At 61.7% G+C, this 24,544-nt stretch carries 24 protein-coding genes; 9 read left to right on the forward strand and 15 right to left on the reverse strand.

Features of this window, described 5'->3' with window-relative positions:
• Positions 1–103: 103 nt before the first annotated feature.
• On the reverse strand, positions 104–586 hold the full coding sequence (locus ASD63_RS21260; protein ID WP_034804086.1) for an SRPBCC domain-containing protein: 483 nt from the start codon (positions 584–586) through the stop codon (positions 104–106).
• A gap of 50 nt (positions 587–636) precedes the next feature.
• Here ASD63_RS21260 and ASD63_RS21265 point away from each other — a divergent pair, with 50 nt between their 5' ends.
• The 3 genes from ASD63_RS21265 to rkpK all read left to right on the forward strand — a co-directional run bounded on the left by ASD63_RS21265 (position 637) and on the right by rkpK (position 3,537).
• Positions 637–960 carry a metalloregulator ArsR/SmtB family transcription factor gene (locus tag ASD63_RS21265; RefSeq protein ID WP_034804089.1) on the forward strand — a complete coding sequence of 108 codons (324 nt, stop codon included), beginning with the start codon at positions 637–639 and terminating at the stop codon, positions 958–960.
• Positions 961–1,037: 77 nt separating this feature from the next.
• Positions 1,038–2,054: an NAD-dependent epimerase gene (locus tag ASD63_RS21270; RefSeq protein WP_034804092.1), complete on the forward strand. Its 1,017-nt coding sequence runs from the start codon at positions 1,038–1,040 to the stop codon at positions 2,052–2,054.
• A gap of 169 nt (positions 2,055–2,223) precedes the next feature.
• Positions 2,224–3,537: a UDP-glucose 6-dehydrogenase gene (gene rkpK, locus ASD63_RS21275; RefSeq protein ID WP_034804094.1), complete on the forward strand. Its 1,314-nt coding sequence runs from the start codon at positions 2,224–2,226 to the stop codon at positions 3,535–3,537.
• Positions 3,538–3,570: 33 nt separating this feature from the next.
• Here the strand turns inward: rkpK and ASD63_RS21280 are convergent, their stop codons facing one another.
• From ASD63_RS21280 to ASD63_RS21295, 4 genes are all read right to left on the reverse strand, one after another.
• A complete protein-coding gene (locus ASD63_RS21280) occupies positions 3,571–3,888 on the reverse strand; it encodes a hypothetical protein (RefSeq protein ID WP_034804097.1) in 318 nt (105 codons plus the stop codon).
• 195 nt (positions 3,889–4,083) lie between these two features.
• Entirely contained in the window at positions 4,084–6,393 is a 2,310-nt protein-coding gene (locus tag ASD63_RS21285; protein ID WP_034804319.1) for a Tex family protein, read from the reverse strand.
• A gap of 139 nt (positions 6,394–6,532) precedes the next feature.
• Positions 6,533–7,840, reverse strand: a complete 1,308-nt coding sequence (locus ASD63_RS21290; protein ID WP_051659668.1) for a cyclopropane-fatty-acyl-phospholipid synthase family protein — start codon at positions 7,838–7,840, stop codon at positions 6,533–6,535.
• Between the two features lie 316 nt (positions 7,841–8,156).
• Positions 8,157–9,155, reverse strand: coding sequence for a glutathione S-transferase family protein (locus ASD63_RS21295; protein WP_034804100.1), 999 nt, complete (start codon positions 9,153–9,155; stop codon positions 8,157–8,159).
• 178 nt (positions 9,156–9,333) lie between these two features.
• Here ASD63_RS21295 and ASD63_RS21300 point away from each other — a divergent pair, with 178 nt between their 5' ends.
• The gene (locus ASD63_RS21300) at positions 9,334–10,323 is read left to right on the forward strand and encodes a glycerophosphodiester phosphodiesterase family protein (RefSeq protein WP_034804103.1); all 990 of its coding nucleotides are present in this window, start codon (positions 9,334–9,336) and stop codon (positions 10,321–10,323) included.
• A 102-nt stretch (positions 10,324–10,425) separates the two neighbouring features.
• The gene (gene arsC / locus ASD63_RS21305; RefSeq protein ID WP_034804105.1) at positions 10,426–10,854 is read left to right on the forward strand and encodes an arsenate reductase (glutaredoxin); all 429 of its coding nucleotides are present in this window, start codon (positions 10,426–10,428) and stop codon (positions 10,852–10,854) included.
• 75 nt (positions 10,855–10,929) lie between these two features.
• Here the strand turns inward: arsC and era are convergent, their stop codons facing one another.
• The 8 genes from era to rpoZ all read right to left on the reverse strand — a co-directional run bounded on the left by era (position 10,930) and on the right by rpoZ (position 17,815).
• Positions 10,930–11,859: a GTPase Era gene (era, locus tag ASD63_RS21310; RefSeq protein ID WP_034804323.1), complete on the reverse strand. Its 930-nt coding sequence runs from the start codon at positions 11,857–11,859 to the stop codon at positions 10,930–10,932.
• Positions 11,860–11,867: 8 nt separating this feature from the next.
• Positions 11,868–12,587 (reverse strand): ribonuclease III, encoded by a 720-nt coding sequence (gene rnc / locus ASD63_RS21315; protein WP_034804107.1) that lies wholly within the window; start codon positions 12,585–12,587, stop codon positions 11,868–11,870.
• The gene (gene lepB / locus ASD63_RS21320; RefSeq protein WP_034804110.1) at positions 12,584–13,327 is read right to left on the reverse strand and encodes a signal peptidase I; all 744 of its coding nucleotides are present in this window, start codon (positions 13,325–13,327) and stop codon (positions 12,584–12,586) included. Before lepB ends, rnc begins: the two co-directional genes overlap by 4 nt.
• 159 nt (positions 13,328–13,486) lie before the next feature.
• Positions 13,487–13,906, reverse strand: a complete 420-nt coding sequence (gene acpS / locus ASD63_RS21325) for a holo-ACP synthase (protein ID WP_034804122.1) — start codon at positions 13,904–13,906, stop codon at positions 13,487–13,489.
• A complete protein-coding gene (locus ASD63_RS21330; RefSeq protein WP_034804125.1) occupies positions 13,903–14,457 on the reverse strand; it encodes a DUF2062 domain-containing protein in 555 nt (184 codons plus the stop codon). Before ASD63_RS21330 ends, acpS begins: the two co-directional genes overlap by 4 nt.
• A 187-nt stretch (positions 14,458–14,644) precedes the next feature.
• Positions 14,645–14,794: a DUF3563 family protein gene (locus tag ASD63_RS34425; protein WP_064816984.1), complete on the reverse strand. Its 150-nt coding sequence runs from the start codon at positions 14,792–14,794 to the stop codon at positions 14,645–14,647.
• Between the two features lie 165 nt (positions 14,795–14,959).
• Positions 14,960–17,194, reverse strand: coding sequence for a bifunctional (p)ppGpp synthetase/guanosine-3',5'-bis(diphosphate) 3'-pyrophosphohydrolase (locus ASD63_RS21335; RefSeq protein ID WP_034804141.1), 2,235 nt, complete (start codon positions 17,192–17,194; stop codon positions 14,960–14,962).
• A 213-nt stretch (positions 17,195–17,407) separates the two neighbouring features.
• Positions 17,408–17,815, reverse strand: a complete 408-nt coding sequence (rpoZ, locus tag ASD63_RS21340; protein WP_034804144.1) for a DNA-directed RNA polymerase subunit omega — start codon at positions 17,813–17,815, stop codon at positions 17,408–17,410.
• 464 nt (positions 17,816–18,279) lie between these two features.
• On the opposite strand from rpoZ, the gene ASD63_RS21345 reads away from it, so the two are divergent.
• Positions 18,280–18,861 (forward strand): NYN domain-containing protein, encoded by a 582-nt coding sequence (locus ASD63_RS21345; protein WP_034804147.1) that lies wholly within the window; start codon positions 18,280–18,282, stop codon positions 18,859–18,861.
• Between the two features lie 192 nt (positions 18,862–19,053).
• On the opposite strand, the gene smpB is transcribed toward ASD63_RS21345, so the two are convergent.
• Together smpB and dapA are read right to left on the reverse strand one after the other, a co-directional pair.
• Positions 19,054–19,533 carry an SsrA-binding protein SmpB gene (gene smpB, locus ASD63_RS21350; protein WP_034804150.1) on the reverse strand — a complete coding sequence of 160 codons (480 nt, stop codon included), beginning with the start codon at positions 19,531–19,533 and terminating at the stop codon, positions 19,054–19,056.
• Positions 19,533–20,417 carry a 4-hydroxy-tetrahydrodipicolinate synthase gene (gene dapA / locus ASD63_RS21355; protein WP_034804162.1) on the reverse strand — a complete coding sequence of 295 codons (885 nt, stop codon included), beginning with the start codon at positions 20,415–20,417 and terminating at the stop codon, positions 19,533–19,535. The genes smpB and dapA overlap by 1 nt, the downstream gene beginning before the upstream one ends.
• Positions 20,418–20,710: 293 nt before the next feature.
• On the opposite strand from dapA, the gene ASD63_RS21360 reads away from it, so the two are divergent.
• The 3 genes from ASD63_RS21360 (at position 20,711) to ASD63_RS21370 (ending at position 24,465) form a co-directional block, all read left to right on the forward strand.
• Entirely contained in the window at positions 20,711–22,777 is a 2,067-nt protein-coding gene (locus ASD63_RS21360) for a lytic transglycosylase domain-containing protein (protein WP_034804164.1), read from the forward strand.
• Between the two features lie 109 nt (positions 22,778–22,886).
• Complete coding sequence (locus ASD63_RS34430) at positions 22,887–23,417, forward strand: BA14K family protein (RefSeq protein ID WP_060644858.1); 531 nt, start codon at positions 22,887–22,889, stop codon at positions 23,415–23,417.
• A 160-nt stretch (positions 23,418–23,577) separates the two neighbouring features.
• Complete coding sequence (locus tag ASD63_RS21370) at positions 23,578–24,465, forward strand: alpha/beta hydrolase (RefSeq protein ID WP_034804166.1); 888 nt, start codon at positions 23,578–23,580, stop codon at positions 24,463–24,465.
• Positions 24,466–24,544 lie beyond the last annotated feature (79 nt).

Raw genomic sequence — 24,544 nt, forward strand, 5'->3', positions numbered from 1 at the left:
GACGCCGAATGCTCAGCCGAGCGCACCTCAGTGACGCCCGGCGCATTCAGGCACATTAACGCCCGTCGCTCAAGTCGGCGCCGCACTGCAGACGACCGGCCGGCTAGGCCTGCGGCTCGAGCGCCGGCTTGCCTGAGAGTTCGCTGAGGTAATAGCCGTCGCGCAGGTTGATGCCGTATTCGAGCCAGGCCTTCATACAGGCGAGCATCTGCGACCAGCCCTCGCAGTTGACGTAGGAGCTCTTCTGCCCCTGCGCGTTCTCGCGCCAGCCGGTTTCGGCGATCGTCACCATCGTGGCGCCATCCTCCAGCGGCTGGAAGCGCATCTCCACACGGGTCTGGTAGGCATCTTCGCCCTCGGCGACCATGGCGCCCCAGCAAAAGACGATACGCTCGTTGGGCTCGACCACCTCCACCTGGATCGGCACCTCGCCCCACCAGGTCACGGTTGCGCCGGCCACCAGCGGCCCGCTGATGCCGCCGAGCGTCACGAAGTAGCGGCTGAGCTGGTCCGGATTGACGACCGCATCAAATACCTGGGCGACAGGGCGGCCGATCCGTCCGTTCACACGAAATTCAAAGGGCATGGCGTATTCCTCCTGTCGGGGCCAACAAGAGTATGTTATAGAAACATAACATGTCAACCGATTCGAAAGACGACCTGGTATTCAAGGCGCTCGCCAACGGGCTGCGCCGGCAGATGCTCGACGCCATGCGCCAGGAGCCGCAGACCACCGGCATGCTCTGCGAGCGCTTCAGCAATCTCGACCGCTGTACGGTCATGCAGCACCTGAAAGTCCTTGAGCAGGCCGAGCTCGTACTCGTCCGCCGCGAGGGGCGTGAACGCTGGAACCATCTGAACGCATTGCCGATCCAGGCGATCCATGATCGCTGGATCAGCCAGTATGCCGGCCATGCGATGTCGGTGCTGTCCGCCCTGCAACAGGACCTCGACCGGTAACCAGACCGATGGTTTCGGCTTTCAATCGATCGGCTTTCTTCGTATGAACGGCCGATACGTAAATTGGGGACATCGTCGTGCGCTACCTCATCACCGGCACCGCAGGCTTCATCGGCTTTCACCTCGCCAAGCGGCTGATCGACGAAGGGCATTTCGTTGTCGGCTTCGACGGGATGACCCCCTATTACGACGTTACGCTGAAAGAGAATCGGCACGCGATCCTCGCTCGCTCGAACGGCTTCAAGCCCGTCGTCGGCATGCTTGAGGACAGAGACGCGCTGCGCCGGGCGGCCGAGCTCGCCGAACCCGAAGTCATCATCCACCTCGCCGCCCAGGCGGGTGTGCGCTACAGCCTCGAGAACCCGAAGGCCTATGTGGATTCCAACCTGGTCGGCTCCTGGAACATGCTGGAACTGGCGCGGGAGCTTAACCCTAAGCACCTGATGCTGGCCTCGACCTCCTCGATCTACGGCGCCAACGAAAAAATCCCGTTTGCCGAAACCGACCGTGCCGACGAGCCGATGACGCTCTATGCCGCCACCAAGAAGTCGATGGAGCTGATGGCGCACAGCTATGCCCATCTCTACAAGGTGCCGACCACTGCCTTCCGCTTCTTCACGGTCTACGGCCCCTGGGGGCGGCCCGACATGGCGTTGTTCAAGTTCGTCGATGCCATCCACAAGGGACAGCCGATCGATATCTATGGCGAAGGCCGCATGAGCCGCGACTTCACCTATATCGACGACCTGGTCGAGGGCATTCTCCGGCTTTCCCATGTGGCGCCGGCGGAAGAAAACCGCGTGGCGGAGGAAAAGGCCGAGGACACGCTCTCGCGCCAGGGGCCTTTCCGCGTAGTCAACATCGGCGGCGGGCAGCCGGTCGAACTGATGACCTTCGTCGAAACGGTCGAGAAGGCGGTCGGCAAGCCGGCGGTGCGCAACATGCTGCCGATGCAGCAGGGCGATGTGCCCCGCACCTACGCCTCCCCCCACCTTCTCGAAGCGCTGACCAATTTCAAGCCCTCGCTTTCTGTCGAAGAGGGCGTGGCGCGCTTCGCTGCCTGGTACAAGGATTACTACAACGCGAACCGGTGAGCCGCTCACCAGCTACTCCCCACGGATTATTCTGCTGGCGGGACGGCTTGCTTTAAGCGCAATCGAGCATAAATGGGTGCGAACCTGAGCGCATAAGCAATTGCAAAAATACGCAATTGCACGTTCTATGAACTGAGCTCGCTGTGGAACACAACAAGGGAAAGAGCCTATGAAAATCACGATGATCGGCGCCGGCTATGTTGGCCTTGTTTCCGGCGTGTGTTTTGCGGACTTCGGTCACGACGTCGTTTGTCTCGACAAGGATGAGAGCAAGATCGACGCCTTGATGCAGGGGCGCATTCCGATCTTCGAACCCGGTCTCGACCAGTTGGTGGCCAGCAACGTCGCTTCGGGCCGCCTTACCTTCACGACTGATCTCGTTGCCGCCGTCGCCGACAGCGATGTCATCTTCATTGCGGTCGGCACGCCGTCACGGCGCGGTGACGGCCATGCCGACCTTTCGTATGTGCATGCGGCTGCGCGCGAGATTGCCGAGAACCTCAAGGGGTTCACCGTGATCGTGACGAAATCGACCGTTCCGGTCGGCACCGGCGACGAGGTCGAGCGCATCATCCGCGAAACCAATCCGGACGCCGATTTCGCCGTCGTTTCCAACCCGGAATTCCTGCGCGAGGGTGCCGCGATCGAGGACTTCAAGCGGCCCGACCGCATCGTCATCGGCCTTTCGGGCGACGACGCGCGGGCACGGGACGTGATGACCGAGGTCTATCGTCCGCTCTATCTCAACCAGTCGCCGCTGGTCTTCACCTCGCGCCGCACGTCCGAGCTGATCAAATATGCCGGCAATGCGTTCCTCGCGATGAAGATCACCTTCATCAACGAGATGGCGGATCTCTGCGAGCGGGTCGGTGCCAATGTCCAGGATGTCGCCCGCGGCATCGGCCTCGATGGCCGAATTGGCTCGAAATTCCTGCATGCCGGTCCAGGTTACGGCGGATCGTGCTTCCCGAAGGACACCCTGGCGCTGGTGAAGACCGCGCAGGATTATGACAGCCCGGTGCGACTGGTCGAGACGACGGTGGCCGTCAACGACAACCGCAAGCGGGCCATGGGCCGCAAGGTCATCGCAGCGGCCGGCGGGGACGTGCGCGGCCGCAAGATCGCGATCCTCGGCCTCACTTTCAAGCCCAACACCGACGACATGCGCGACAGCCCGGCGATCGTGGTCGTCCAGACGCTGCAGGACGCTGGCGCCCATGTCATCGGCTATGATCCGGAGGGCATGGAAAACGCGAAGAAGGTGATCGACGGGATCGACTACGCCGGCGACCCCTACGAGGCCGCCAACGAAGCCGATGCGCTGGTCATCGTTACCGAATGGAACGAGTTCCGGGCGCTTGATTTCCGCCGGCTCAAGACCGTGATGAAGACACCCATTCTCGTCGACCTCAGGAACATTTACCGCGAGGACGAGGTGGTGAAGCACGGCTTCAGCTATTCGAGCGTCGGCCGGTCGCTCTGACAGGAGCGGCTGCGCCCGCTCAGCCCCAAGAAGCTAGGCTTTCGGTATCGGCAAGGGTGGCAGGGTTTCCCAGCTCTTGCCGGCGAGGATGACGCAGCTTCGCCCATTGACGTCGGTGACGATCAGCGTCCAGCTGCCGTTGTCGGCAGCGTAGATCTCCATGATCGCCTGCTGGTTGATCAGCGCGGTTGCCGCCTGCTTCTCTTGATATTGCCGCGTCAGAAACGCGATCACTTCGGACCGGTCGGCACAATTGACCGGAGCCTGGGAGATCGCGGGAACGGGACGCGCCGCCACGCCCGCCGCCAAGAGGGCGACCAATGCCAGGCCGCGGATCGCACTGCCCACCATCACCGAACTCCTTTCACCGGACGCCCGGCGAAGGAGTTTGCGTTGACCTTTCCGTCGCCGGCCGGCTGCGGCATGGGCACAATATGTCCGCGCCGCCCTGCGGTCAGTATGGTGGAAAGGCCGGATTATTACAATTAGCTAATTTATAGAGCATGCGGCCGCAGGCGCCGGATGCGCCCGCGGCGAAGGCCTGCCCTATTTGCGCTTCATCGCTTCCATCAGCGCCGCACCGAAGGCGCCCTGAGCCGGTTGCTTCGGCTTCTGCTGGCGCGGGGCGGGACCACGATTGTTGTTGCCGCCCGGCGCGCCCGACCGCGGCTCGCGGCCCGTCTCGGCGCCACCATCCTTGCGCATGGTGAGGCCGATCCGCTTGCGCGGAACATCGACCTCCGTGACACGAACGGTCACCACATCGCCGGCCTTTACCACCTCATGCGGATCCTTGACGAAGCGGTCCGCGAGCTGGGACACGTGCACGAGGCCGTCCTGGTGCACGCCGATGTCGACGAAGGCGCCGAAGGCGGCGACATTGGTCACGGTGCCCTCGAGCTGCATGCCGACCTTCAGGTCCTTGATGTCGTCGATACCGTCGGCGAAGGTCGCGGTCTTGAAGCTCGGGCGCGGGTCGCGACCGGGCTTTTCCAGTTCCGCAAGGATGTCCTTGACCGTTGGCAAGCCGAAGCGCTCGTCGACGAAAACCTTCGGATCGAGGCTCTTCAGCGCGACGCTGTCGCCCATCAGCGCACGTACGTCGCGACCACAGGCAGCAACGATCTTCTTGGCGACACCATAGGCCTCCGGGTGGACCGACGAGGCGTCGAGCGGCTCTTTGCCGTTGGGAATGCGCAGGAAGCCCGCGCACTGCTCGAAGGTGCGCGCGCCGAGCCGTGGCACGTTCAACAGTTCCTTGCGGCTCGCAAACGGGCCGGTCGCATCGCGATGAGCGACGATCGCCTCGGCGGAGGATTTGCCGAGGCCTGAAACGCGCGCCAGCAGCGGCGCAGAAGCCGTGTTGACGTCGACGCCGACGGCATTCACCGCGTCTTCCACCACCGCATCCAGCGAACGGCTGAGCTTCGACTGGTCGACATCGTGCTGGTACTGGCCGACGCCGATCGACTTCGGCTCGATCTTCACGAGTTCGGCCAACGGATCCTGCAGGCGGCGGGCGATCGAGACCGCACCGCGCAGCGAAACGTCAAGACCCGGGAATTCCAGGGCGGCGGTTTCGGAAGCCGAGTAAACCGAGGCGCCGGCCTCGGAAACGATGACCTTGGTCGGCTTCGGCGCCGGGAGCTGCGAGAGCATGTCGGTCACGAGCTTTTCGGTTTCGCGGCTGCCGGTGCCGTTGCCGATGGCGATCAGCTCCACCTTGTGCTTGCGAATGAGCGAAGCGAGTTCCGCCTGGGTGCCACGGACATCGTTCTTCGGCGGAAACGGGTAGACGGTTGTGGTTTCGAGCAACTTGCCGGTGCCGTCGACGATGGCGACCTTGACGCCGGTGCGGATGCCCGGATCAAGCCCCATGGTCGCCCGCGATCCCGCAGGTGCGGCCAGCAGCAGATCCTTGAGGTTGCGGGCAAAGACGTGGATCGCCTCTTCCTCGGCGCGCTCACGCAGTTCGCGCATGAGATCGAGCGACAGCGACATGGAGAGCTTCACGCGCCAGGTCCAGCCGATTATCTCGGCAAGCCACTTGTCGCCCGGCAGGTGGCCACCGACATTGTAGGCGGCGGCGATCATGCGCTCGACCGGCTTGACCGGCGAGGTATCGTCCTGGTCGACGACGATATCGACGGACAGCACCTCTTCGTTCCAGCCGCGCAGCATGGCCAGCGCGCGATGGCCTGGCGTCGTCGCCCAGCGCTCGGAATGATCGAAGTAGTCGGAGAACTTGGCACCGGCCTCCTGCTTGCCGTCGACGACCTTGGCGCGCAGGAAGGCGGCCCCCTTCATGTGGTTGCGCAGGCGGCCGAGCAGATCGGCATTCTCCGTCATGCCTTCGGCGATGATATCGCGCGCACCATCGAGCGCCGTCTTCACATCGGCCACCTCTGCAGTCAGGAAGGCCGCGGCGCGGTCGGCAGGTGCTATGGAGCGATCAGCAAGGATCGCTTCTGCCAGAGGCCCGAGGCCACGCTCGCGGGCGATTTCCGCCTTGGTGCGGCGCTTTGGCTTATAGGGCAGATAGATGTCCTCGAGTTCGGCCTTGGTTTCGACGGCGGCGATCTTGGCTTCGAGTTCGGCGGTCAGCTTGTCCTGGCCGCGGATCGATTCGAGGATCGATGCACGGCGCGCCTCGAGTTCGCGCAGATAGGTCAGCCGTTCCGAAAGCATACGCAGCTGCGTATCGTCGAGCCCGCCCGTCACTTCCTTGCGGTAACGCGCGATGAACGGCACCGTGGCGCCCTCGTCGAGCAACTCGACCGCCGCAACGACCTGCGAAGGTGTCGCCTTGATTTCGCTGGCGATGATGGCGGCGATGGGTTTTGCAGGGCTGGCCATATGGGAATTCCGTCTTTGCTGTTGATCGGCGACCATAAAGGCGCAGACCTTGAAGGCCAAGTGAAGGCCTTCAGCGGAAAACCGGAACTCCACAGAAGATGGATCGACCGCCCCGCTTTCAGGCGGGACGGCCGATGGTTCAGCACGCCATGGCGGCAGGCTCGACATGCTCCTGCTCGGGCACGACGTCCCAGGTGTTGACTGGCTCGAGCGGCGGCCGGCGCTTTTCGAACTCGATCAATTGCCGCTCCCTCTCCTCGATATAGCCGCGCGAGGCCGGGACGGCACCGAGAGACGGTGAGATCTGCAGCTGGAAGATGAAGTGCTTGTCGTAGAGGAAGGCCGTCTCAGACGCAGCCAGATAGAACTCCCACATGCGGAAGAACCGCTCGTCATAGAGCTTGATCGCCTCTTCGCGCCGGGCGACGAAACGCTCGCGCCAGGCTTTCAACGTCCAGGCATAGTGCATCGGCAGGATTTCGACATCCTTCACCAGCAGCCGCGTGCGCTCGACGGAAGGCAGGACCTCCGAAATCGCCGGGATATAGCCGCCGGGGAAGATGTACTTCTCGATCCACGGGTTGGTGGCCCAGGGCTTGTAGATCTGGCCGATCGAATGTAGCAGCATGACGCCGTCGGGCTTCAACAGCGCGTTCATCTTGTCGAAAAAGTTGCCGTAGTTGCCGATGCCGACATGCTCGAACATGCCGACCGAGACGATGCGGTCGAACTGCCGGCCCTGCAAAGTGCGGTAGTCCTGCAGTTCGAAGCGGACCCGATCGGAGAGCCCACGCCTGGCGGCACGATCCCGCGAGACCTTCAGCTGCTCTTCGCTGAGCGTGATGCCGGTGACCTCAACGCCCGAGGATTCGGCCAGATACATGGCCATGCCGCCCCAGCCGGAGCCGACCTCCAGCACCTTCTGGCCCGGCTCCAGCAGGAGCTTTGCCGCGATATGCCGTTTTTTGGCGAGCTGCGCGGCATCGAGCGATATGCCCTGCGGTTGAAAATAGGCGCAGGAATATTGCCAGTCCTCGTCGAGGAACAGGTCGAAAAGCTTGCGATCAAGGTCGTAGTGATGGGCGACGTTGTGCCGGTTACGATTGACCGGGATTCGGCTCAGCAATTGCTGACGCAACACATGCCACAGGCCGGTCATCGTGTTGGTGGCATTGGCCGCGTTCTCGATGCCGTTTTCCTTGACGATCGAGAGCACATCAAAGATGTCGCCCTTCTCGATGACGACACGCCCGTCCATATACATTTCACCGAAACGAAGACCGGGATCACGAACGATCGCCGCCTCCGCCTCCGCATCGATGATGCGGATTGATGCCGGCTTTCCGCTGCCGTCACCCAGGATCACTTTTTCACCGGAAGAAAATACAACCGTCAGGTTACCGTTGCGCACCAGACGGCGAAGCAATGTCAACAATGCTGCATTCATATCCCACCCCTACCAGAGCTACCGAACGTGTCCTGGTGCATGAGAGATGCGAAGGGTCGGCTCTTTCGGGGCTTCAGGAGTGGTTGCGCGGGGCGCATCGGGAACAGGCGCCAGCGCGTCCGGAAGCGGCGAGAACCGGCACGGGCGTAGCCTCACGGGTATCCGGCGGGCACATCGCCGCGAATTCGTCAGGCAGCCGCCATCGGGCTCCTATCCATCAGAACTCAAAATAAGGTAGGAAGCTTCGATCGATTGACAATGGGTTCTTTATGGCCCCTCATAAATTTGTTTCCTTAGCAAATGCTGAGAAACAAACCTAGATTTCAGCGACGCCTAGACCGGGTAGACGCGCGCGGTCATGGGGCCGGTCAAAATCGAGCAGCGGGCCTGCCGGAACGATGCGCGTCGGGTTGATGTGGACGATGCCATAGTAGCCGCGCTTGATATGGTCGATGCGTACGCTCTCGCGGATACCTGGCCACTGGTAGATCTCGCGGAGGTAATTCGACAGCGCCGGATAATCCTCGATCCGGCGGATGTTGCATTTGAACGCCCCGTGATAGGCCGCGTCGAAGCGAACGAGGGTGACGAAGAGGCGGATGTCGGCCTCGGTCAGGTGCTCGCCGGCGAGGTAACGATTGTCCGCAAGGTGGGCCTCCAGTTCGTCGAGCATGCCAAAGAGGCTTGCCACCGCCTCGTCATAGGCGCCCTGGGTCTTGGCGAAGCCGGATCGATAGACGCCGTTGTTGACACGCTCGTAAATCGGGCCGTTCCAACGGTCGATCTCGGCACGCAACGCCTCGGGGTAGAAGTCGAGCCGGTTGCCGGTGAGCCCATCGAAGGCCGAGTTCAAGATGCGGATGATATCGGCGGACTCGTTGTTGACGATCCGCCCTTCGCGCATGTCCCAGAGCACGGGAACAGAGACCTTACCGGTGTAGGTCGGATCGCTCGCCACATAGAGCTCGTGATGGAAGCGGATCTTGCCGACGCGCGCGCCGGCATCGACAGGCTCGTCATAGACCCAGCCATCTTCGCCCAGTTCCGGATTGGAAACGGTCAAGCCGACAATGTCCTGCAAGCCCTTGAGATTGCGGAAGGCGATCGTACGCGAGGCCCAAGGGCAGAGATAGGAAACGAACAGGCGGAAGCGCCCGGCCTCGGCTGGCAAGGCCTCCTGCCCTTCCGGGCCCGGCCTGCCATCGGGCGTGATCCAGCGATGAAACCGCGTCGGCTCGCGATGGAACGCGCCGCCCTTCATCTCGCTCGCCGCAACGTCGCCCTTGACCCATTTTCCCTCGACGAGCTGCGGCATCTCTTTCTCCTGGATCGCAAGTCTGGACGGCTACCTCTCACGGGGCCCGGACCACGGTCAACCGCGCGCGCGGGTGACACATTGTTCGCAATCCGCGACACGCACGCACGCGATACGTGCAAAACAACATCGTCGCGCCACAATGTCGGGCAATCCCGATTCCCAGAGGAGAATCAGGATGAAGAAAGCGCTTGCCATTTTCGTGCTGTTTGTCGCGGTCGTGTGGTTGCTGAACACATCGTTGTTCGTCGCGCCGCCGGCGGGCACCGCAAAACTGCTTGCCCACCGGGGCATGCATCAAACCTATCCGAAGGACAACGTCGGCAGGGACACGTGTACGGCAACGATCATCAGGACGCCGGAGCATCCCTATCTCGAAAACACGATCGCCTCGATGCAGGCCGCCTTCGACGCCGGCGCAGATGTCGTCGAACTCGACGTGCATCTGACGCCCGACAGACAGTTCGCCGTCTTCCACGACTGGACGCTCGATTGCCGGACCGAGGCCAAGGGCGTCACCGAGGAAACGCCGATGACGGCGCTGAAGTCTCTCGACATCGGCTATGGCTACACGGCGGACGGAGGCAAGACCTTCCCGTTCCGCGGCAAGGGCGTCGGCCAGATGCCGACGCTCGAGGAGGTGCTGGCCGCCCTGCCCGACCGCAAGTTCCTGATCAACTTCAAGAGCCGGCGCGCCGAGGAAGGCGCTGAACTCGCAACGCGTGTCGACGCGCAACCGCAATGGCGGGAGGCCGTGTTCGGCGTCTATGGCGGCGAGGAGCCGACCCGCGAGACGCTGAAACGCCTGCAAGGGATGCGAGGCTACGACCGGACGTCGACGATGGCGTGCCTGACCCGTTATCTCGGCTACGGCTGGAGCGGCCTGATGCCGGACGCGTGCAAGAACACGTTTGTGATCGTGCCCGGCAATTATGCGCCGCTTCTCTGGGGCTGGCCCGACCGTTTCGCTGCACGGATGAAGGCGGCCGGGAGCGAGATCATCCTGCTCGGTCCCTATGGCGGCGGCGATTTCACCACCGGCATCGACACGATGCAGGATCTGGAAATGGTGCCGCCAGGGTTCTCCGGCTACATCTGGACCAACCGGATCGAGATGATCGGCCCGGCGCTCGCAAAGCGGCAGGTCGCTGACGCCGGTACGAACTGACACAGGCGGCCGACTTGCCTGCGGCAAGCTTCGACCCTATGGCTTTGAGCAACCGTCGAAGCTGGCCGCAACGGCGGTCTCAACACCGCGGAAGGCAAGCGTATGAACGTCACGATCTACCACAACCCCGCCTGCGGCACCTCGCGCAACACGCTGGCGATGATCCGCAACGCCGGTATCGAGCCGACGGTGATCGAGTATCTGCAGGCCCCGCCGTCGCGGCAGGCGCTGGAAAAGATGATTGCCGATGCCGGCCTGACGGTGCGGGACGCACTCCGCGAGAAAGGCACGCCCTATGCGGAACTCGGGCTTGGCGAGCCCACGGTCAGCGACGAACGGCTGATCGACGCAATGATGGCCCACCCGATCCTCATCAACCGCCCCTTCGTGGTGACGCCGATCGGAACGCGGCTCTGCCGTCCATCCGAACGGGTGCTCGACATCCTGCCGGACACGCACAAGGGCCCGTTCTCGAAGGAGGACGGCGAACCGGTTCTCGATGCAAAAGGAAAGCTGATAGCGGGCGCCTGAGGCCGCCTGCGTTTGATACGGCACCCGTTTCAACGGGTGCCGTAAAACATCACACCAAACGGTGTGCGTGCGGCCTTATCGCGGAAATTCCAGACCCATTTCGCGGAAGCGCTCGGGGTCGTCGCCCCAGTTTTCGCGTACCTTGACGAACAGGAACAGGTGCACCGGCTGCTCAAGGATCTCGGAGATCTCCTTGCGCGATGCGGTCGAGATCGCCTTGATCGCATCGCCGCCCTTGCCAAGCGCGATCTTCTTCTGGCTCTCGCGCTCGACATAGATCACCTGCTCGATGCGCACCGAGCCGTCCTTGCGCTCTTCCCACTTCTCGGTTTCGACATGCGAGGCATAGGGAAGTTCCTGGTGCAGCCGCAAGAAGAGCTTTTCGCGGGTGATTTCAGCGGCAAGCTGGCGCATCGGCAGATCGGAGATCTGGTCTTCCGGATAGTACCAGGGGCCTTCCGGCAGCGTCTCAGCCAGGTAATCCATCAGATCCGTGCAGCCCGAGCCGTTCAGCGCCGAGATCATGAAGGTGCGCTCGAACTTGATCGTCTCGTTGGCGGCAGCCGCCAGCTTCAAGAGGTCTTCGGGACGCACCTGGTCGATCTTGTTCAGCACCAGGATCTTCGGCTGGTGCACTTCCTTCAGCCCCTCGAGGATCGCTTCCGCATCACCCTTCAGGCCGCGTTCGCTGTCGATCAGGAACATGATCACGTCCGCATCCTTGGCGCCGCCCCAGGCGGTCGTGACCATGGCGCGGTCGAGCCGGCGGCGCGGCTTGAAGATGCCGGGCGTGTCCATGAAAACGATCTGGGCGTTGTCATGAATGGCAATGCCACGCACGATCGCGCGCGTCGTCTGCACCTTGTGGCTGACGATCGAAACCTTGGCACCGACGAGGCGGTTGACCAGGGTCGACTTGCCTGCGTTGGTCGCTCCGATCATCGCCACGAAGCCCGAGTGGGTCGGCGCGCCTTCGGCGGCCGTATCTTTTTCCATGTCCGTCATGTTTTCCGTCAATTTCCGGCGGAACTCTTCCGCCACACGCCTTCGCGTTCCAACAATTTCGTCGCGGCCACCTGCTCGGCTCCGCGCTTGGATCTGTCCGTTCCGGTCTCCGGCGCGACACCCGTAACTTCGACGGTTACCGTGAAGCGGGGGTCGTGGTCGGGGCCGGAGCGCTCATCCGTCCGGTAGGCCGGCGCGATGCCGAACTTGGCATGCGCCCATTCCTGCAATTCGGTCTTTGCATCGCGGCGCGCCCCATCGGCACGCACCGCGCGATCTTTCCAATGGCGCAGCACGAAGCCGCGGGCAGCTTCGAGACCGCCGTCGAGATAGATGGCGGCGATCAGCGACTCTACCACATCCGCCCGCACATTCATCATCGCCTTGCCGGTTATCTTCTTGACGTCCGAGCCTGTGCGGATGAATTGGTGCAACTCCAGGTCGTCGGCGACCTTGGCGCAGCTTTCGGCGCTGACGAGCTGGTTTAGTCGGACCGAAAGCTCGCCCTCATTGGCATCGCGAAAGGTCTGGAACAGAAGCTCCGCCACGCAAAGCCCGAGCACCCGGTCACCCAGGAATTCGAGGCGCTGATAGTTGGAACCCTTGGCGCTTCGCGCGCTGGAATGGGTGAGCGCCCGATCAAGGCGCTCCTTCTCCGTGAACTGATAACCGATCACGGCCTCAAGCTTTACCCGATCCTCCGCGCCCAGCGACCGCGACTTCATCATTCGACCGCCTTGAACAGACGGTCGTAGCGCAGGTTCGTCGGCCACTTCCACACTTCGCGGAACGAGGTGTCGTGACCGAGCGAGAAGAAGATCATGCTGGCGCGGCCGACGAGGTTTTCGGCAGGCACGAAGCCGACGTCGAAGCGGCTGTCAGCCGAGTTGTCGCGGTTGTCGCCCATCATGAAGTAATGGCCGGCGGGCACGATGAATTCGCGGGTATTGTCGCCGCGCGCATCCGGGAACTGGTCAAGCGTGTCATAGGAGACGCCATTGTCCATCGTTTCGCGGAAAACCGGAACGTCGCCGCCGGTGTCGTACTGGTCGTCGGCGCGGAAGCCGCCATCCGGCGTGCGCTCGACCGGCTTGTCGTTGATGTAGAGGGTGCTGTTGCGCACCTGGATGCGGTCGCCCGGCAGGCCGACGAGGCGCTTGATGTAGTCGATATCCGGGTTCGGCGGGAAGCGAAAGACGACGATATCGCCGCGCTTCGGCTCACTTGCGAAGATGCGGCCGGAGAACAGATCGGGCGAAAGCGGCAGCGAGTACTTGGAGAAGCCGTAGGCGAACTTGTTGACGAAGATGTAGTCGCCAACCAGCAGCGTCGGCATCATCGAGCCGGACGGAATGGTGAAGGGCTGAAAGAGAACCGTACGGATGACCAAGGCCAGGAGCAATGCCTGGATGACGACCTTCACGTTCTCCCAGAGGCCGCTCTGCTTCGCTTCTGTCTTTTCTGCCACGCTACTGTGTTCCTTTATCATCGCAACGCCCGCGCGGGCCTGCTCTCAACTTTTGTCCGTACTCTCGGTCCGGCTTTGGACTGCGCGCAATCCCGGTCTCATATGCTGCAAACCGCCGCCCCTTCAATCGGTCAGGGCCGGTTTTTCCAGCGGAATGCTCTAAACCGTTCCCTCAATCGGGGCAACGGGCAGCGCCTCGATAATCACGAAGGCCTGGGCCAGTGGAAAATCATCGGTAATCGTCAGATGAATGGCGGCGCGATGATGCGGCGGCAACATCTGCTCCAGACGCGCGGCGGCACCGCCGGTCAGGTTCATTGTCGGCTTGCCGCCCGGCAAATTGATGACCCCCATGTCCTTCCAGAAGACGCCCTGCGCGAGGCCTGTGCCGAGCGCCTTGGAACAGGCTTCCTTGGCGGCGAAGCGCTTGGCGTAGGATGCCGCGCGGTTCTTCCGCCCTTCGGACTTGGCGATCTCGATTTCGGTGAAACAGCGCTGAACGAAGCGCTCGCCGAAGCGGGAAAGCGAGTTTTCGATCCGCCTGATATCGATCAGATCGCTGCCTATGCCTATGATCATGAAGAGGATCCGAGCTCTTTGGTGCGTGCCCGGCGGCGCTTTTGGAAGAGCCGGGCCGCCTGGTAGGCCGCAATATAGGAAAGGACGGCGCCGCCTGCCGCGAGCGGCAATGAGCCGACCAGCATCGGCTTGAACACCGGACCCCAAAGGGCCGGAAGGTCGAGGTGCTCGACCATGCGCATGACGTCGGCCGAGCTCGCAGCGTGTGCGCTCTCGACGCCGAGGATTGCCGTCCCGAGTTCGTAGGACGCCGTCAGGATCATCGGGATCGTGACGGGATTGGCGAGCGCGGTCGTGATCGCCGCCGCCACGAGATTGCCCGAGAACAGGAAAGCGAGCGCAACCGCTATAAGGATGTGAAGACCGAAAAACGGCGTGAAGGACGAAGCGGCACCCGCCGCCACGCCGACGGCAATCGAATGCGGTGTCGATGAAAGGCGCAACACACGCAGCGTCACATAACGCAGGCCGCGTGCAAAACCCTTGCGCGGCCAAACGAGGGACCGCAGCCTTTCGGAAATCGTAACCGGTTTTCTGCGCCTGAATAACATATGCCGTCATGACCGCGTCTTGAAGCCGTCAGCCGGCACAAGACCGCGCGTCCGCCTGTTTTCTGGCCGCAAGATAGGCGTCCTGCCTGTCGCTTGCAACCCGCACAGGCGCCGCGCGCATGTCGCAGGCGAGCCATCCACCGAACGCATGGCTCGGCATCCCGCCAGAAGACGGGACGCAGCGGGCTTAGTAGTTACGGAACAGGCCGCGATCGATCTGGCGCTGGCGGTACTCGAGGTCGATACGGTCGACCGAGTTATTGAGATAGGCGAGCTCGCGCTCTTCCTGAGTGGGGACGCGCAGAGCGCGGGTGATCTTCTTCAACTGACTAAACATGGCAAACCTCTTTGTTTACCTCCCGACCGAGAAGATAGTTTAGAGGTCCCTGTTCCACCAGACACAGGAAATAGCGGCAGCCATGCGCTGATGGCATGGCTTGCCATTTCGCCCCGCGCAGGCTGCCTGTTTTGCAGGCATTTGCGCAAGGCGCGGCCAGTCGGCTCATTCGAACAGGCGCTTCACCATGGACACGCTCGGCAATTCCTTGAGCTGCGTGATCAGGTGGTTGAGCTGGCGCAGGTCCCAGACTTCGAGGTCGAACTGCAGTTCGCTGAAGTCCGCAGCCACGCGCCCCATCGACAAAGTCCGGATGTTGACGTCGCTGGTGGCGATCGCCTGAGCCACCTCGGCCAGCGTCCCCGGCTCGTTCAGGGCGCTGATCGCGATGCGGGCGATGAAGCGGCTGCTGTTGGCCTCGTCCAGATCCCAGCGCACGTCGATCCAGCGCTCCGGCTCGTCATCGAACTTCTGCAGGATCGGCGACTGGATCGGGTAGATGGTGATCCCCTTGTCCTTCTCCATGATGCCGACGATGCGGTCGCCCGGGATGGCCCCGGCCGGGCTGAAATGAACCTCGGCATTGCCCGAGAGACCGCGGATCGGCAGGGCCTCCGGCCCCTCGACCTGGGCGACACCGTTGGCATCCTTGCCGCGGCCCGGCAACTTGAACACCATGCCGGCGGCACTGCGCATATTGAACCAGCCGTCGTCGGCACTGGGCTTCACCGTGACCCGCTCGTCCTGATGATCCGGGAAGACCGCACGCAGCACGTCGAGCGAGGAAAGCTCGCCACGGCCAACGGAGGCGATGGCGTCCTCGACTTCCTTCTGACCGAGCCGATGCAGCGCCGGCTTCAGCGCCTCGCGCGAAAAGCTCTTGCCGGCGCGCTCGAAGGTGCGCTCAAGAATGCGATAGCCGAGGCCGGCATATTGCTTGCGGATGGCCGCACGCGTCGCGCGGCGGATCGCCGAGCGCGCCTTGCCGGTAACGACGATTTCTTCCCAGGCCGGCGGCGGCACCTGGATGCCCGAGCGGATGATCTCCACTTCGTCGCCATTATTGAGGCGGGTGACCAGCGGCATGATACGGCCGTTGATCTTGGCGCCGACGCAGGTGTCGCCAATATTTGTGTGAACGGCATAGGCAAAGTCGATTGGCGTCGCGCCGCGCGGCAGTGCGATCAACTGGCCCTTGGGCGTGAAGCAGAATACCTGATCCTGGAAAAGTTCGAGCTTGGTGTGCTCCAGGAACTCTTCCGGGTTGTCGCCTTCCGCGAGCGATTCGATCGTGCGCCGGAGCCAGGAATAGGCGTTCGACGTCGGCGACAGGGCCGCATCTGCCGACGCACCCTCCTTGCCCTCCCTGTCCTTGTAGAGCGAGTGCGCCGCGATACCGTATTCGGCGATGTCGTTCATGCGTCGGGTGCGGATCTGTAGCTCGATGCGCTGGCGGGAAGGGCCGACGATGGTGGTGTGGATCGACTGGTAGTCGTTCTGCTTCGGTGTCGAGATGTAATCCTTGAAGCGGCCCGGGACGACGCGCCAGCGCGTATGGACGATGCCGAGCGCCCGGTAGCAGGACGGGATATCGTCGACGATGATGCGGAAGCCCCAGACGTCGGACAGCTGCTCGAAGGACAGCGACTTCGACTGCATCTTGCGGAAGACCGAATAGGGCTTCTTCTGCCGACCCTTCACCTGCGCTGCCTTCAGGCCCTCGGCCTGAAGCAGCTCGCGAAGCTCGTCCTCGATCTTCTTGATCAGGCCCTCGTTGCGCTCGGACAATTCCTCCAGTCGCCGGGTGACCGTTTCGAAGGCCTCGGGATTGATATGGCGGAACGAGAGGTTTTCGAGCTCCTCACGCATGTCTTGCATACCCATGCGGCCGGCGAGCGGCGCGTAGATATCCATGGTCTCTTCGGAGATGCGGGCGCGCTTTTCCGCCGACATGTGGTCGAGCGTGCGCATGTTGTGCAGCCGGTCGGCGAGCTTCACAAGCAAAACCCGCACATCGTCCGAAATGGCGAGCAGCAGCTTGCGCAGGTTCTCCGCCTGCTTGGCCTTCTTGGTGACGAGATCGAGCTTCTTGATCTTCGTCAGTCCTTCGACGAGCGCGCCGATATCCTCGCCGAAGAGATCGTCGATTTCCTGCCGTGTGGCCGTCGTGTCCTCGATCGTGTCGTGCAGAAGAGCAACGGCGATGGTCGACTCGTCGAGACGCATCTCGGTCAGGATCGCCGCCACCTCCAGAGGATGGGATATGTAGGGATCGCCGCTTGCCCGCTTCTGCTGGCCATGCTTCTGCATCGCATAGACGTAAGCCTTGTTGAGCAAGGCTTCATTGACGTCGGGCTTGTACTTCTGCACGCGCTCAACGAGCTCGTATTGGCGCATCATTCGCTGGCGATCCTCTAGATCATGATGATTTCAGGTCCCATCGACCTAAAATCATAAACGTGATCGTTCTCCTAATTTAGAGCGGGATGCGGGCGGAAAACCGCAAACAGTTTCCTTTTCTCGCTCTAGAAGAAATCAATAAAAAAGTGCGCCAATCATACGAGTGGCGCACTGCTTTGAAAACACGTGGGAACGGGCGTTCCGCGACGGATCTCAGTAGTCGTCGCTCTTTTCCGGCGGCACCAGACCTTCGATACCGGCAAGCAGCTCTTCTTCCGACATGCGGTCGAAGGTGATGGCTTCCGGCTGATCTTCGTCTTCGGCGACTTCGGTAAACGTCGTCTCGGCATCGGTCTGAAGCAGCGAAGCCGGATCGGGCTCGGGCTCGTCCACTTCGACATGCTTCTGCAGCGAGTGGATCAGGTCTTCCTTGAGGTCGCCGGGAGACAGGGTCTCGTCTGCAATCTCGCGGAGCGCGACGACGGGGTTTTTGTCGTTGTCGCGATCGATGGTGATGGCGGCGCCCTGAGAAATCAGGCGCGCGCGGTGGCTGGCAAGCAGAACGAGTTCGAAACGGTTATCGACCTTGTCGATGCAATCTTCGACGGTGACGCGGGCCATTGCCTGTCCTTTTGGGCTCGAAGCGCGGCGGCATCGCCGCTGCACGGATTGACAACACGAAACCGGAGCAGTCGCCTGACGGCGCCTCATCGGGTCCGATTTCTGGAATTAAGCGCCCGGATACAATCAAAACAAGGCAAGTTCAAGTTTTTCCTTCAAGGGACGCTCACGTAACGTCACACTTCGTGATAAAATGAGATGCGAATGAGTTGGAGACGTCGCTCACACATTACGGTTGTATTTTCTGGCCATAAATAAAGCCCCTGATGGAAAAAGCGACCCAGAGATGTGGACGATCTATAGCAACTGCTAAAACTAGCTATATTCGCGAGCGCGCGGCTGGAATAATGCAATACATAAGCTACATTATTTGCCATATCAGCAATTATTAATGTAATCGACTTACTTTTGCGCACCCGCCGGCAGGCGGCCTTTGATGCGCCGCGATTGAAAAAGGAAAGACGATGTTCGACCCCCGCGAAAAAATCGCACTCTTTATCGACGGCGCGAATCTTTATGCGGCATCGAAAAGCCTCGGCTTCGACATCGACTATCGTAAGCTCCTGAAAGCATTCCAGAAGCGCGGCTATCTGCTGCGCGCCTACTACTACACGGCCCTCATCGAGGATCAGGAATACTCTTCAATCCGCCCGCTCATCGATTGGCTAGACTATAACGGTTACAAGGTCGTGACGAAGCCGGCCAAGGAATTCACCGACTCGCTCGGCCGCCGCAAGATCAAGGGCAATATGGATATCGAACTGGCGATCGATGCCATGGAACAGTCCGAAACCGTCGATCACCTCGTCATCTTCTCCGGCGATGGCGATTTCACCACGCTGGTTGAAGCCCTGCAGCGCAGGGGGCGCAAGGTTTCTGTCGTTTCGACCATGTCGACGCAGCCGCCCATGATTGCCGACGACCTGCGCCGCCAGGCCGACCACTTTATCGATCTTGCGACGCTGCGTGCCGAAATCGGCCGCGAACCGTCCGAACGTACCCCGCGACACAACACCGAGCCGGTGGCCGATCCGGTCGAGATCTGAGGCGTTCATTCGAACGCAAGGCGCGTGATCGCGATTGCGCGAGCGCCGCTTGAACCACTCCGCGTCAACGGCGTCGATCGTTGAGTTCTCTCAATAAATATCAAGAATTGCAGGCAGGGCTTTCAGCGCGCCGTGGCCGACAGCTGCGTTGCATCGGCCGTCTTTGTCGGATGCAACGCAAAGCGATTTTTCTTAGCCGCGGTCCTTCAGCAGGCGGCTTTTCTGCCGGTTCCAGTCGCGTTCTTTCGAGCTCTCCCGCTTGTCGTGCAGCTTCTTGCCCTTGCCGAGCGCCAGCTCCAACTTGGCGCGGCCGCGATCGTTGAAGTAGATCTTCAGCGGGATCAGCGACATGCCTTCGCGGTTGACGGCGCCCTGCAACCGGTTGACCTCGCGCTTCGACAGGAGCAGTTTCCGCCGCCGCCGCGTTTCATGATTGAAACGGTTCGCCTGCAGATATTCCGGCAGATAGGAGTTGATCAGCCAGATCTCGCCGCCCTCGTCCGTCGCATAGGATTCGGCAATGTTGGCCTTGCCTTCGCGCAACGACTTGACCTCGGTGCCGGTCAAAACCAGACCGGCCTCGTAGGTGTCGACGATCTCGTAGTTGAAGCGGGCCTTACGGTTTTCCGCCACAACCTTGTTGACCGTGCGCTGGCTTCCTTTGGGTGCCATCAGTTCGTCAATCCTGCATGTCTGAGTGCTGCATCGATCGCAGACTCGGTTGCCGGCTCGAGCGTCGGCAACAGCGGCGAGCGCACGGTGCGGCTCATACGGCCGAGGCGGTTCAACGCATACTTGGCGCCGCAGAGACCCGGCTCCATGAAGATCGCCTTGTGCAACGGCATCAACTTGTCCTGATAGGCAAGCGCCTTGGCATAATCGCCGGCAAGCGTCGCTTGCTGGAACTCGGCGCAAAGGCGTGGCGCAACGTTTGCCGTGACCGAAATGCAACCAACGCCGCCATGGGCGTTGAAGCCGAGCGCGGTTGCGTCTTCGCCCGAAAGCTGGACGAACTCCGGACCACAGGCCATGCGCTGCTCGGAGACGCGCTCGATCTTGCCGGTGGCATCCTTGACGCCGATGATGTTGGCGTAAGCCTTGCTGAGCGCCGCCATGGTCTCGACACTCATATCCACGACCGAGCGGCCGGGGATGTTGTAGATGACGATCGGCAGCTTCACGCTCTCGGCGATCGCGGCATAGTGCGCGAAGAGGCCCTTCTGCGTCGGCTTGTTGTAGTAGGGCGTAACCACGAGGATCGCATCCGCGCCAGCCTTTTCGGCGTGCTGTGCAAGCTCGATCGCTTCCGTCGTGTTGTTGGAGCCGGCGCCGGCGATAACAGGCACGCGCTTGGCAGCCGCTTCGATGCAGAGCTCGACCACCTTCTTGTGCTCATCATGTGAAAGGGTCGGAGACTCGCCGGTGGTGCCAACGGGCACCAAGCCATGGCTGCCTTCTTTTATCTGCCATTCCACATGCGCGACGAAACCATCCGCATCCACCGCGCCGGTGGCGGTGAACGGTGTTACGAGAGCGGGAATGGAACCCTTGAACATGCACAACTCCTGACGGCGTAAAAGCGAAGTCTGCACTCATGCTTTGGCCGTAATCGACGGTTAAAAAACTGCCGCACCATAATCATGTGAGGTGGCTGCGGCAAGCGTTGTAACACGGCATTTCACGCCGGTTTTCATGCAAAAGCTTGATGTTTGGCCTGCATAATCACGACCGCCCAACCAGGGCGAGAGCGGGTTTGGCGCAATTGTTACGATCGATACTGGCCGCCCGTCTTGTCATCGGGCAATCTGGCGGCGGATGAATGTTGGACACGGGGAACACGGGGTTCTTGATGCGCGGGTCAATATATCTGCCTGTCGCCGCCATCATCGGCGCGGTGCTTCTGGCAGCGCCAACGGGCAACGCAGAAACCCTTGACCGCATACCGGTTCCGACACGCAAGCCCGCGCTCTTGGACAAGGCGGCCCCCATTGCCGCGAGCGAAACCACGAATGCCATAGCGACGGCTGCCGGACCCGTCAGCAGCGATCTCAAGACGGGGCTCGATGCTCTGTCCAACAAGCAGCCGGCCGCAGCGATTGCCGTACGCGACGCGATGACCGAAGGCACGCTCGACCGGCACATATTGACCTGGGCGATCGCCGTTTCCGGCCAGCGGGGCGTACCTTCCTTTGAAATCGCCGATGCCCAACGGGAATTGCAGGGATGGCCGGGGCTGAAATCGCTGCGCGCCAACTCCGAGCGAGCGCTCTATCGAGAGAACCCGCCGGCAGCCGATGTACTCGCCGCCTTCGGCAACACGCAGCCGGAAACGACGGAAGGCTCCCTCATTCTTGCGCGTGCTCTCGTCGCCACCGGAAAAGCCGACATAGCCGCCAAGAACCTGCGTGCGATCTGGCAACGCGACACGCTCGACAAGGACATCGAGACCAAGATCCTTGACGAGTTTTCCGGCCTCTTGACCACAGACAATCATCAGCGCCGCATGGTGCTGCTTCTCTATCGCAACCGCGCCGAGCAGGCCGAACGGTTCGGCGACCTTGGAAAAGCTCAATCGCTTTATCGCGCCTGGGCGGCGGTCAGCCGTGGCAGCGACAAGGCGCCGGCCCTCATCGCAGCGGTCGATCCCGCCTGGCGCAAGGACGCAGCCTATCTCTTCATTCAGATCGAGTACCTGCGCAAACAGAAGAAATACGAGGAAGCAGCGAAGCTCCTTGCGCGCATGCCCAAGGACAAGGGCGCCCTGGTCAACCCTGGCGAATGGTGGGTCGAGCAACGCGTCGTCAGCCGCGGGCTGCTCGACAGCGGCGATTTTCGAGGCGCCTATCGGATCGCCGCCGGCCATCTCGCGACCGAGGCGACCGATATTATCGACGCCGAGTTTCATGCCGGGTGGTATGCCCTGCGCGGCATGGAGGACCCGGCGACCGCAGCGCGTCACTTCCGCCGCATTCTGGAAGTGTCGAGCCGTCCCCTCTCCGCTTCGCGCGCTTGGTACTGGCTTGGGCGCTCGGCCGAGGCCGGCGGACCGGGTGACGCCAACGAATATTTCGCAAACGCAGCCCGCTACCCCGGAACATTCTACGGGCAACTCGCAGCCGCCCGGCTGGGTCGCAAGACGCTGAACGTCGCCTACCCCGCCCCGACGGCAGAGGACCGATCACGGTTCGAAAACCGCGAAGCGGTGCGCGCCATCACTCGGCTTGAAGGCACAGGCCACACCTGGCGCGCCGACAGCATCTACCGGGCGCTTGCCGACGAACTGACGAGCCCCGGCGAACTGGCGCTGCTTTCCGCCCGAGCGGAAAAAACCGGCAATCACCAGCTCTCGCTCCAGGTCGGCAAGATTGCCTTTGGCCGCGGAATCGATGTTGCAGCGCTTGCGTTTCCCGTGGGCGTGATCCCGTCAAGCGCCAATATCGACGGGTCCGGCAAGGCACTCGCCTATGCGATCGCGCGCCAGGAAAGCGCCTTCAACCCGGGCGCCATCTCCACCGCCAACGCCCGCGGTCTGTTGCAGTTGATGCCGGGAACGGCCAAGGGCGTCGCTAGCCGCTACGGCCTTGCCTACTCGCAGGACCGGCTGACGAGCGACGCCGGCTACAACGCCACGCTCGGCGCCCACTATCTCGGCGAACAGATCAGCAGTTTCGGCGGCTCCTACATCCTCACCTTTATCGCCTACAATGCCGGCCCGCGCCGCGTTCCGGAATGGCTCGACCGCTACGGCGACCCGCGCGGCAAGCCGATCGACGAAGTCGTCGATTGGATCGAACGCATTCCGTTTCAGGAAACGCGCAACTATGTCCAACGGGTGATGGAGAACTATCAGGTCTACAAATCGAGGCTCGGGCAAAAAGCCGATATCGTCGAAGACCTGAGAATGGGACGGCAATAGCCGGCCTCAGCCGCGATCAAATAATTGTGATCAGCGTCAACGGCACAAACCGCGCCTTCAACCATTTCCTTTCTAAAGCCAGACTTTTCCGAAGGAAATGGTGAACGTTATGAAGACCTTGACAATCGTCGCCCTTTCGCTGGCGAGCGCCTTGAGCAGCGTGCCGCCCGCCGGCGCGTTCCCGAGCGCTCCGCCAATCGTCTCCGCGACGACCAATGTCCAACAGGTTCAATTCTCCTACGAGCGCGGCGAAGAACGCAAGAGCCGATCCAGTTGCGCCGTTCCCTATTGCGAACTTCGCGGGCGACATGGCTATTATCGGGATCGCGACTACCGCGACTATAATCGCAGCGGGTATTACCGCGACAGGTACTATCGGGATCGATATCGCCGCCACTATGACCACGACGACAACGACGTCGGGGCGGTGATCGGCGGACTGGCCGCAGGCGCGATCATCGGCGGTCTGTTGAGCCAACCGCGATATTACAACAACCCGAGATACTACAACGGACCAAGAGCCGTCAGCGGCAATGCACACCAGCGTTGGTGCTATGCGCGCTATCGTTCCTATAGGGCCTGGGACAACAGCTATCAGCCCTATGGCGGCCCGCGACGCCAATGTAGCTCGCCCTATTGAGCTAAAAAGTTGTTGAGCAGAACGCTGCCAACGCAAGGGGAAAAGTCACATCTGTTGGATATCGCCAGCCACGCTCGGGCCGCCGAACAGCTATGTCGGCCCGAACAACTTGCCCCTCACCTTCAAACGGATAGATTTTAGCTGTCCGAGAGGGAGCAGCATGGGCCAAGGCATATTCCACGAGCATAACTTCCGTAGTTCCGATGGGCTGCTGCTCTACGCAAGAAGCTACGGCCCTCCCCCTTCGCCATCCGCGGCAACACCGATCATTTGCCTGCCAGGCCTCACCCGCAACAGCCGGGACTTTCACGAACTCGCAAGCTTTCTTTCGACGTCACGGGGCATTCCCGTCATCGCACTGGATTATCGGGGGCGCGGCAACTCGGAACGCGACGCCGATAAGAGCCACTACACGGTGGCCGTCGAAACGACCGATGTGATAACGGCCTGCGCTCACTTTGCGGTCGAAAAAGCAATCTTTATCGGCACATCGCGAGGTGGCCTGATCCTCCACAACCTCGTCGATCGCGCCCCTTCGTTGATTGCAGCCGCAGTGCTCAACGATATCGGGCCTGTGATCGAAATTGAAGGTCTGCTTGCGATCCGGGATTACCTCAACTCCAGCGCCGCTTCGCCAAGCTGGGCGAAGGCACCCGGCTACCTGAGGACACTGCACGGCGGCGACTTTCCAGTCTTAAGCGACGGCGACTGGTCGGACATGGCCAAAGCGATTTTTCGCGACGAGGACGGCATCCCGGTTCCCGATTTCGATCCAGCAATCGCGCAGTCCCTGCGCGGATTGACACGCGAAACACCATTGCCCGATCTGTGGACACCCTTTGACGCCATGAGCCAAGTCTCCCTGATGATCGTCAGGGGCGAGCATTCGCGGCTTCTTTCAGAGACGACAGTGCGCGAAATGCGCCGACGACATAATGCGATGACCGCCTTCATCGCGCCTGGCCAGGGCCATGCGCCGCTGCTTCATCTGGACGGTCCACGCGACGCCATCACCGCATTTCTAAACGACCTCGCGCGCTCGCGCTGACCCAAGGAAGCCGCGCCGACGCGGTCTTTACTCCCTGATCTCCTCAAGCACGATGATGCAAGTGCAGGACCAAAATTCA

This window comes from Ensifer sp. Root558 (genome assembly GCF_001427045.1).
GTDB classification, from domain to species: domain Bacteria; phylum Pseudomonadota; class Alphaproteobacteria; order Rhizobiales; family Rhizobiaceae; genus Ensifer; species Ensifer adhaerens.

What these genes read in the sequence shown, in the direction of transcription:
- ASD63_RS21260 (WP_034804086.1), bottom strand. Translation starts at nt 586, where the DNA reads ATGCCCTTTGAATTTCGTGTGAACGGACGGATCGGCCGCCCTGTCGCC.
- era (WP_034804323.1), bottom strand. Translation starts at nt 11,859, where the DNA reads ATGACGGACATGGAAAAAGATACGGCCGCCGAAGGCGCGCCGACCCAC.
- rpoZ (WP_034804144.1), bottom strand. Translation starts at nt 17,815, where the DNA reads ATGGCCCGCGTCACCGTCGAAGATTGCATCGACAAGGTCGATAACCGT.
- acpS (WP_034804122.1), bottom strand. Translation starts at nt 13,906, where the DNA reads ATGATCATAGGCATAGGCAGCGATCTGATCGATATCAGGCGGATCGAA.
- ASD63_RS34430 (WP_060644858.1), top strand. Translation starts at nt 22,887, where the DNA reads ATGAAGACCTTGACAATCGTCGCCCTTTCGCTGGCGAGCGCCTTGAGC.
- ASD63_RS21265 (WP_034804089.1), top strand. Translation starts at nt 637, where the DNA reads ATGTCAACCGATTCGAAAGACGACCTGGTATTCAAGGCGCTCGCCAAC.
- ASD63_RS21335 (WP_034804141.1), bottom strand. Translation starts at nt 17,194, where the DNA reads ATGATGCGCCAATACGAGCTCGTTGAGCGCGTGCAGAAGTACAAGCCC.
- ASD63_RS21360 (WP_034804164.1), top strand. Translation starts at nt 20,711, where the DNA reads ATGCGCGGGTCAATATATCTGCCTGTCGCCGCCATCATCGGCGCGGTG.
- ASD63_RS21280 (WP_034804097.1), bottom strand. Translation starts at nt 3,888, where the DNA reads ATGGTGGGCAGTGCGATCCGCGGCCTGGCATTGGTCGCCCTCTTGGCG.
- ASD63_RS34425 (WP_064816984.1), bottom strand. Translation starts at nt 14,794, where the DNA reads ATGTTTAGTCAGTTGAAGAAGATCACCCGCGCTCTGCGCGTCCCCACT.
- rnc (WP_034804107.1), bottom strand. Translation starts at nt 12,587, where the DNA reads ATGATGAAGTCGCGGTCGCTGGGCGCGGAGGATCGGGTAAAGCTTGAG.
- rkpK (WP_034804094.1), top strand. Translation starts at nt 2,224, where the DNA reads ATGAAAATCACGATGATCGGCGCCGGCTATGTTGGCCTTGTTTCCGGC.
- ASD63_RS21295 (WP_034804100.1), bottom strand. Translation starts at nt 9,155, where the DNA reads ATGCCGCAGCTCGTCGAGGGAAAATGGGTCAAGGGCGACGTTGCGGCG.
- ASD63_RS21290 (WP_051659668.1), bottom strand. Translation starts at nt 7,840, where the DNA reads ATGAATGCAGCATTGTTGACATTGCTTCGCCGTCTGGTGCGCAACGGT.
- ASD63_RS21345 (WP_034804147.1), top strand. Translation starts at nt 18,280, where the DNA reads ATGTTCGACCCCCGCGAAAAAATCGCACTCTTTATCGACGGCGCGAAT.
- arsC (WP_034804105.1), top strand. Translation starts at nt 10,426, where the DNA reads ATGAACGTCACGATCTACCACAACCCCGCCTGCGGCACCTCGCGCAAC.
- smpB (WP_034804150.1), bottom strand. Translation starts at nt 19,533, where the DNA reads ATGGCACCCAAAGGAAGCCAGCGCACGGTCAACAAGGTTGTGGCGGAA.
- ASD63_RS21285 (WP_034804319.1), bottom strand. Translation starts at nt 6,393, where the DNA reads ATGGCCAGCCCTGCAAAACCCATCGCCGCCATCATCGCCAGCGAAATC.
- dapA (WP_034804162.1), bottom strand. Translation starts at nt 20,417, where the DNA reads ATGTTCAAGGGTTCCATTCCCGCTCTCGTAACACCGTTCACCGCCACC.
- ASD63_RS21370 (WP_034804166.1), top strand. Translation starts at nt 23,578, where the DNA reads ATGGGCCAAGGCATATTCCACGAGCATAACTTCCGTAGTTCCGATGGG.
- ASD63_RS21330 (WP_034804125.1), bottom strand. Translation starts at nt 14,457, where the DNA reads ATGTTATTCAGGCGCAGAAAACCGGTTACGATTTCCGAAAGGCTGCGG.
- ASD63_RS21300 (WP_034804103.1), top strand. Translation starts at nt 9,334, where the DNA reads ATGAAGAAAGCGCTTGCCATTTTCGTGCTGTTTGTCGCGGTCGTGTGG.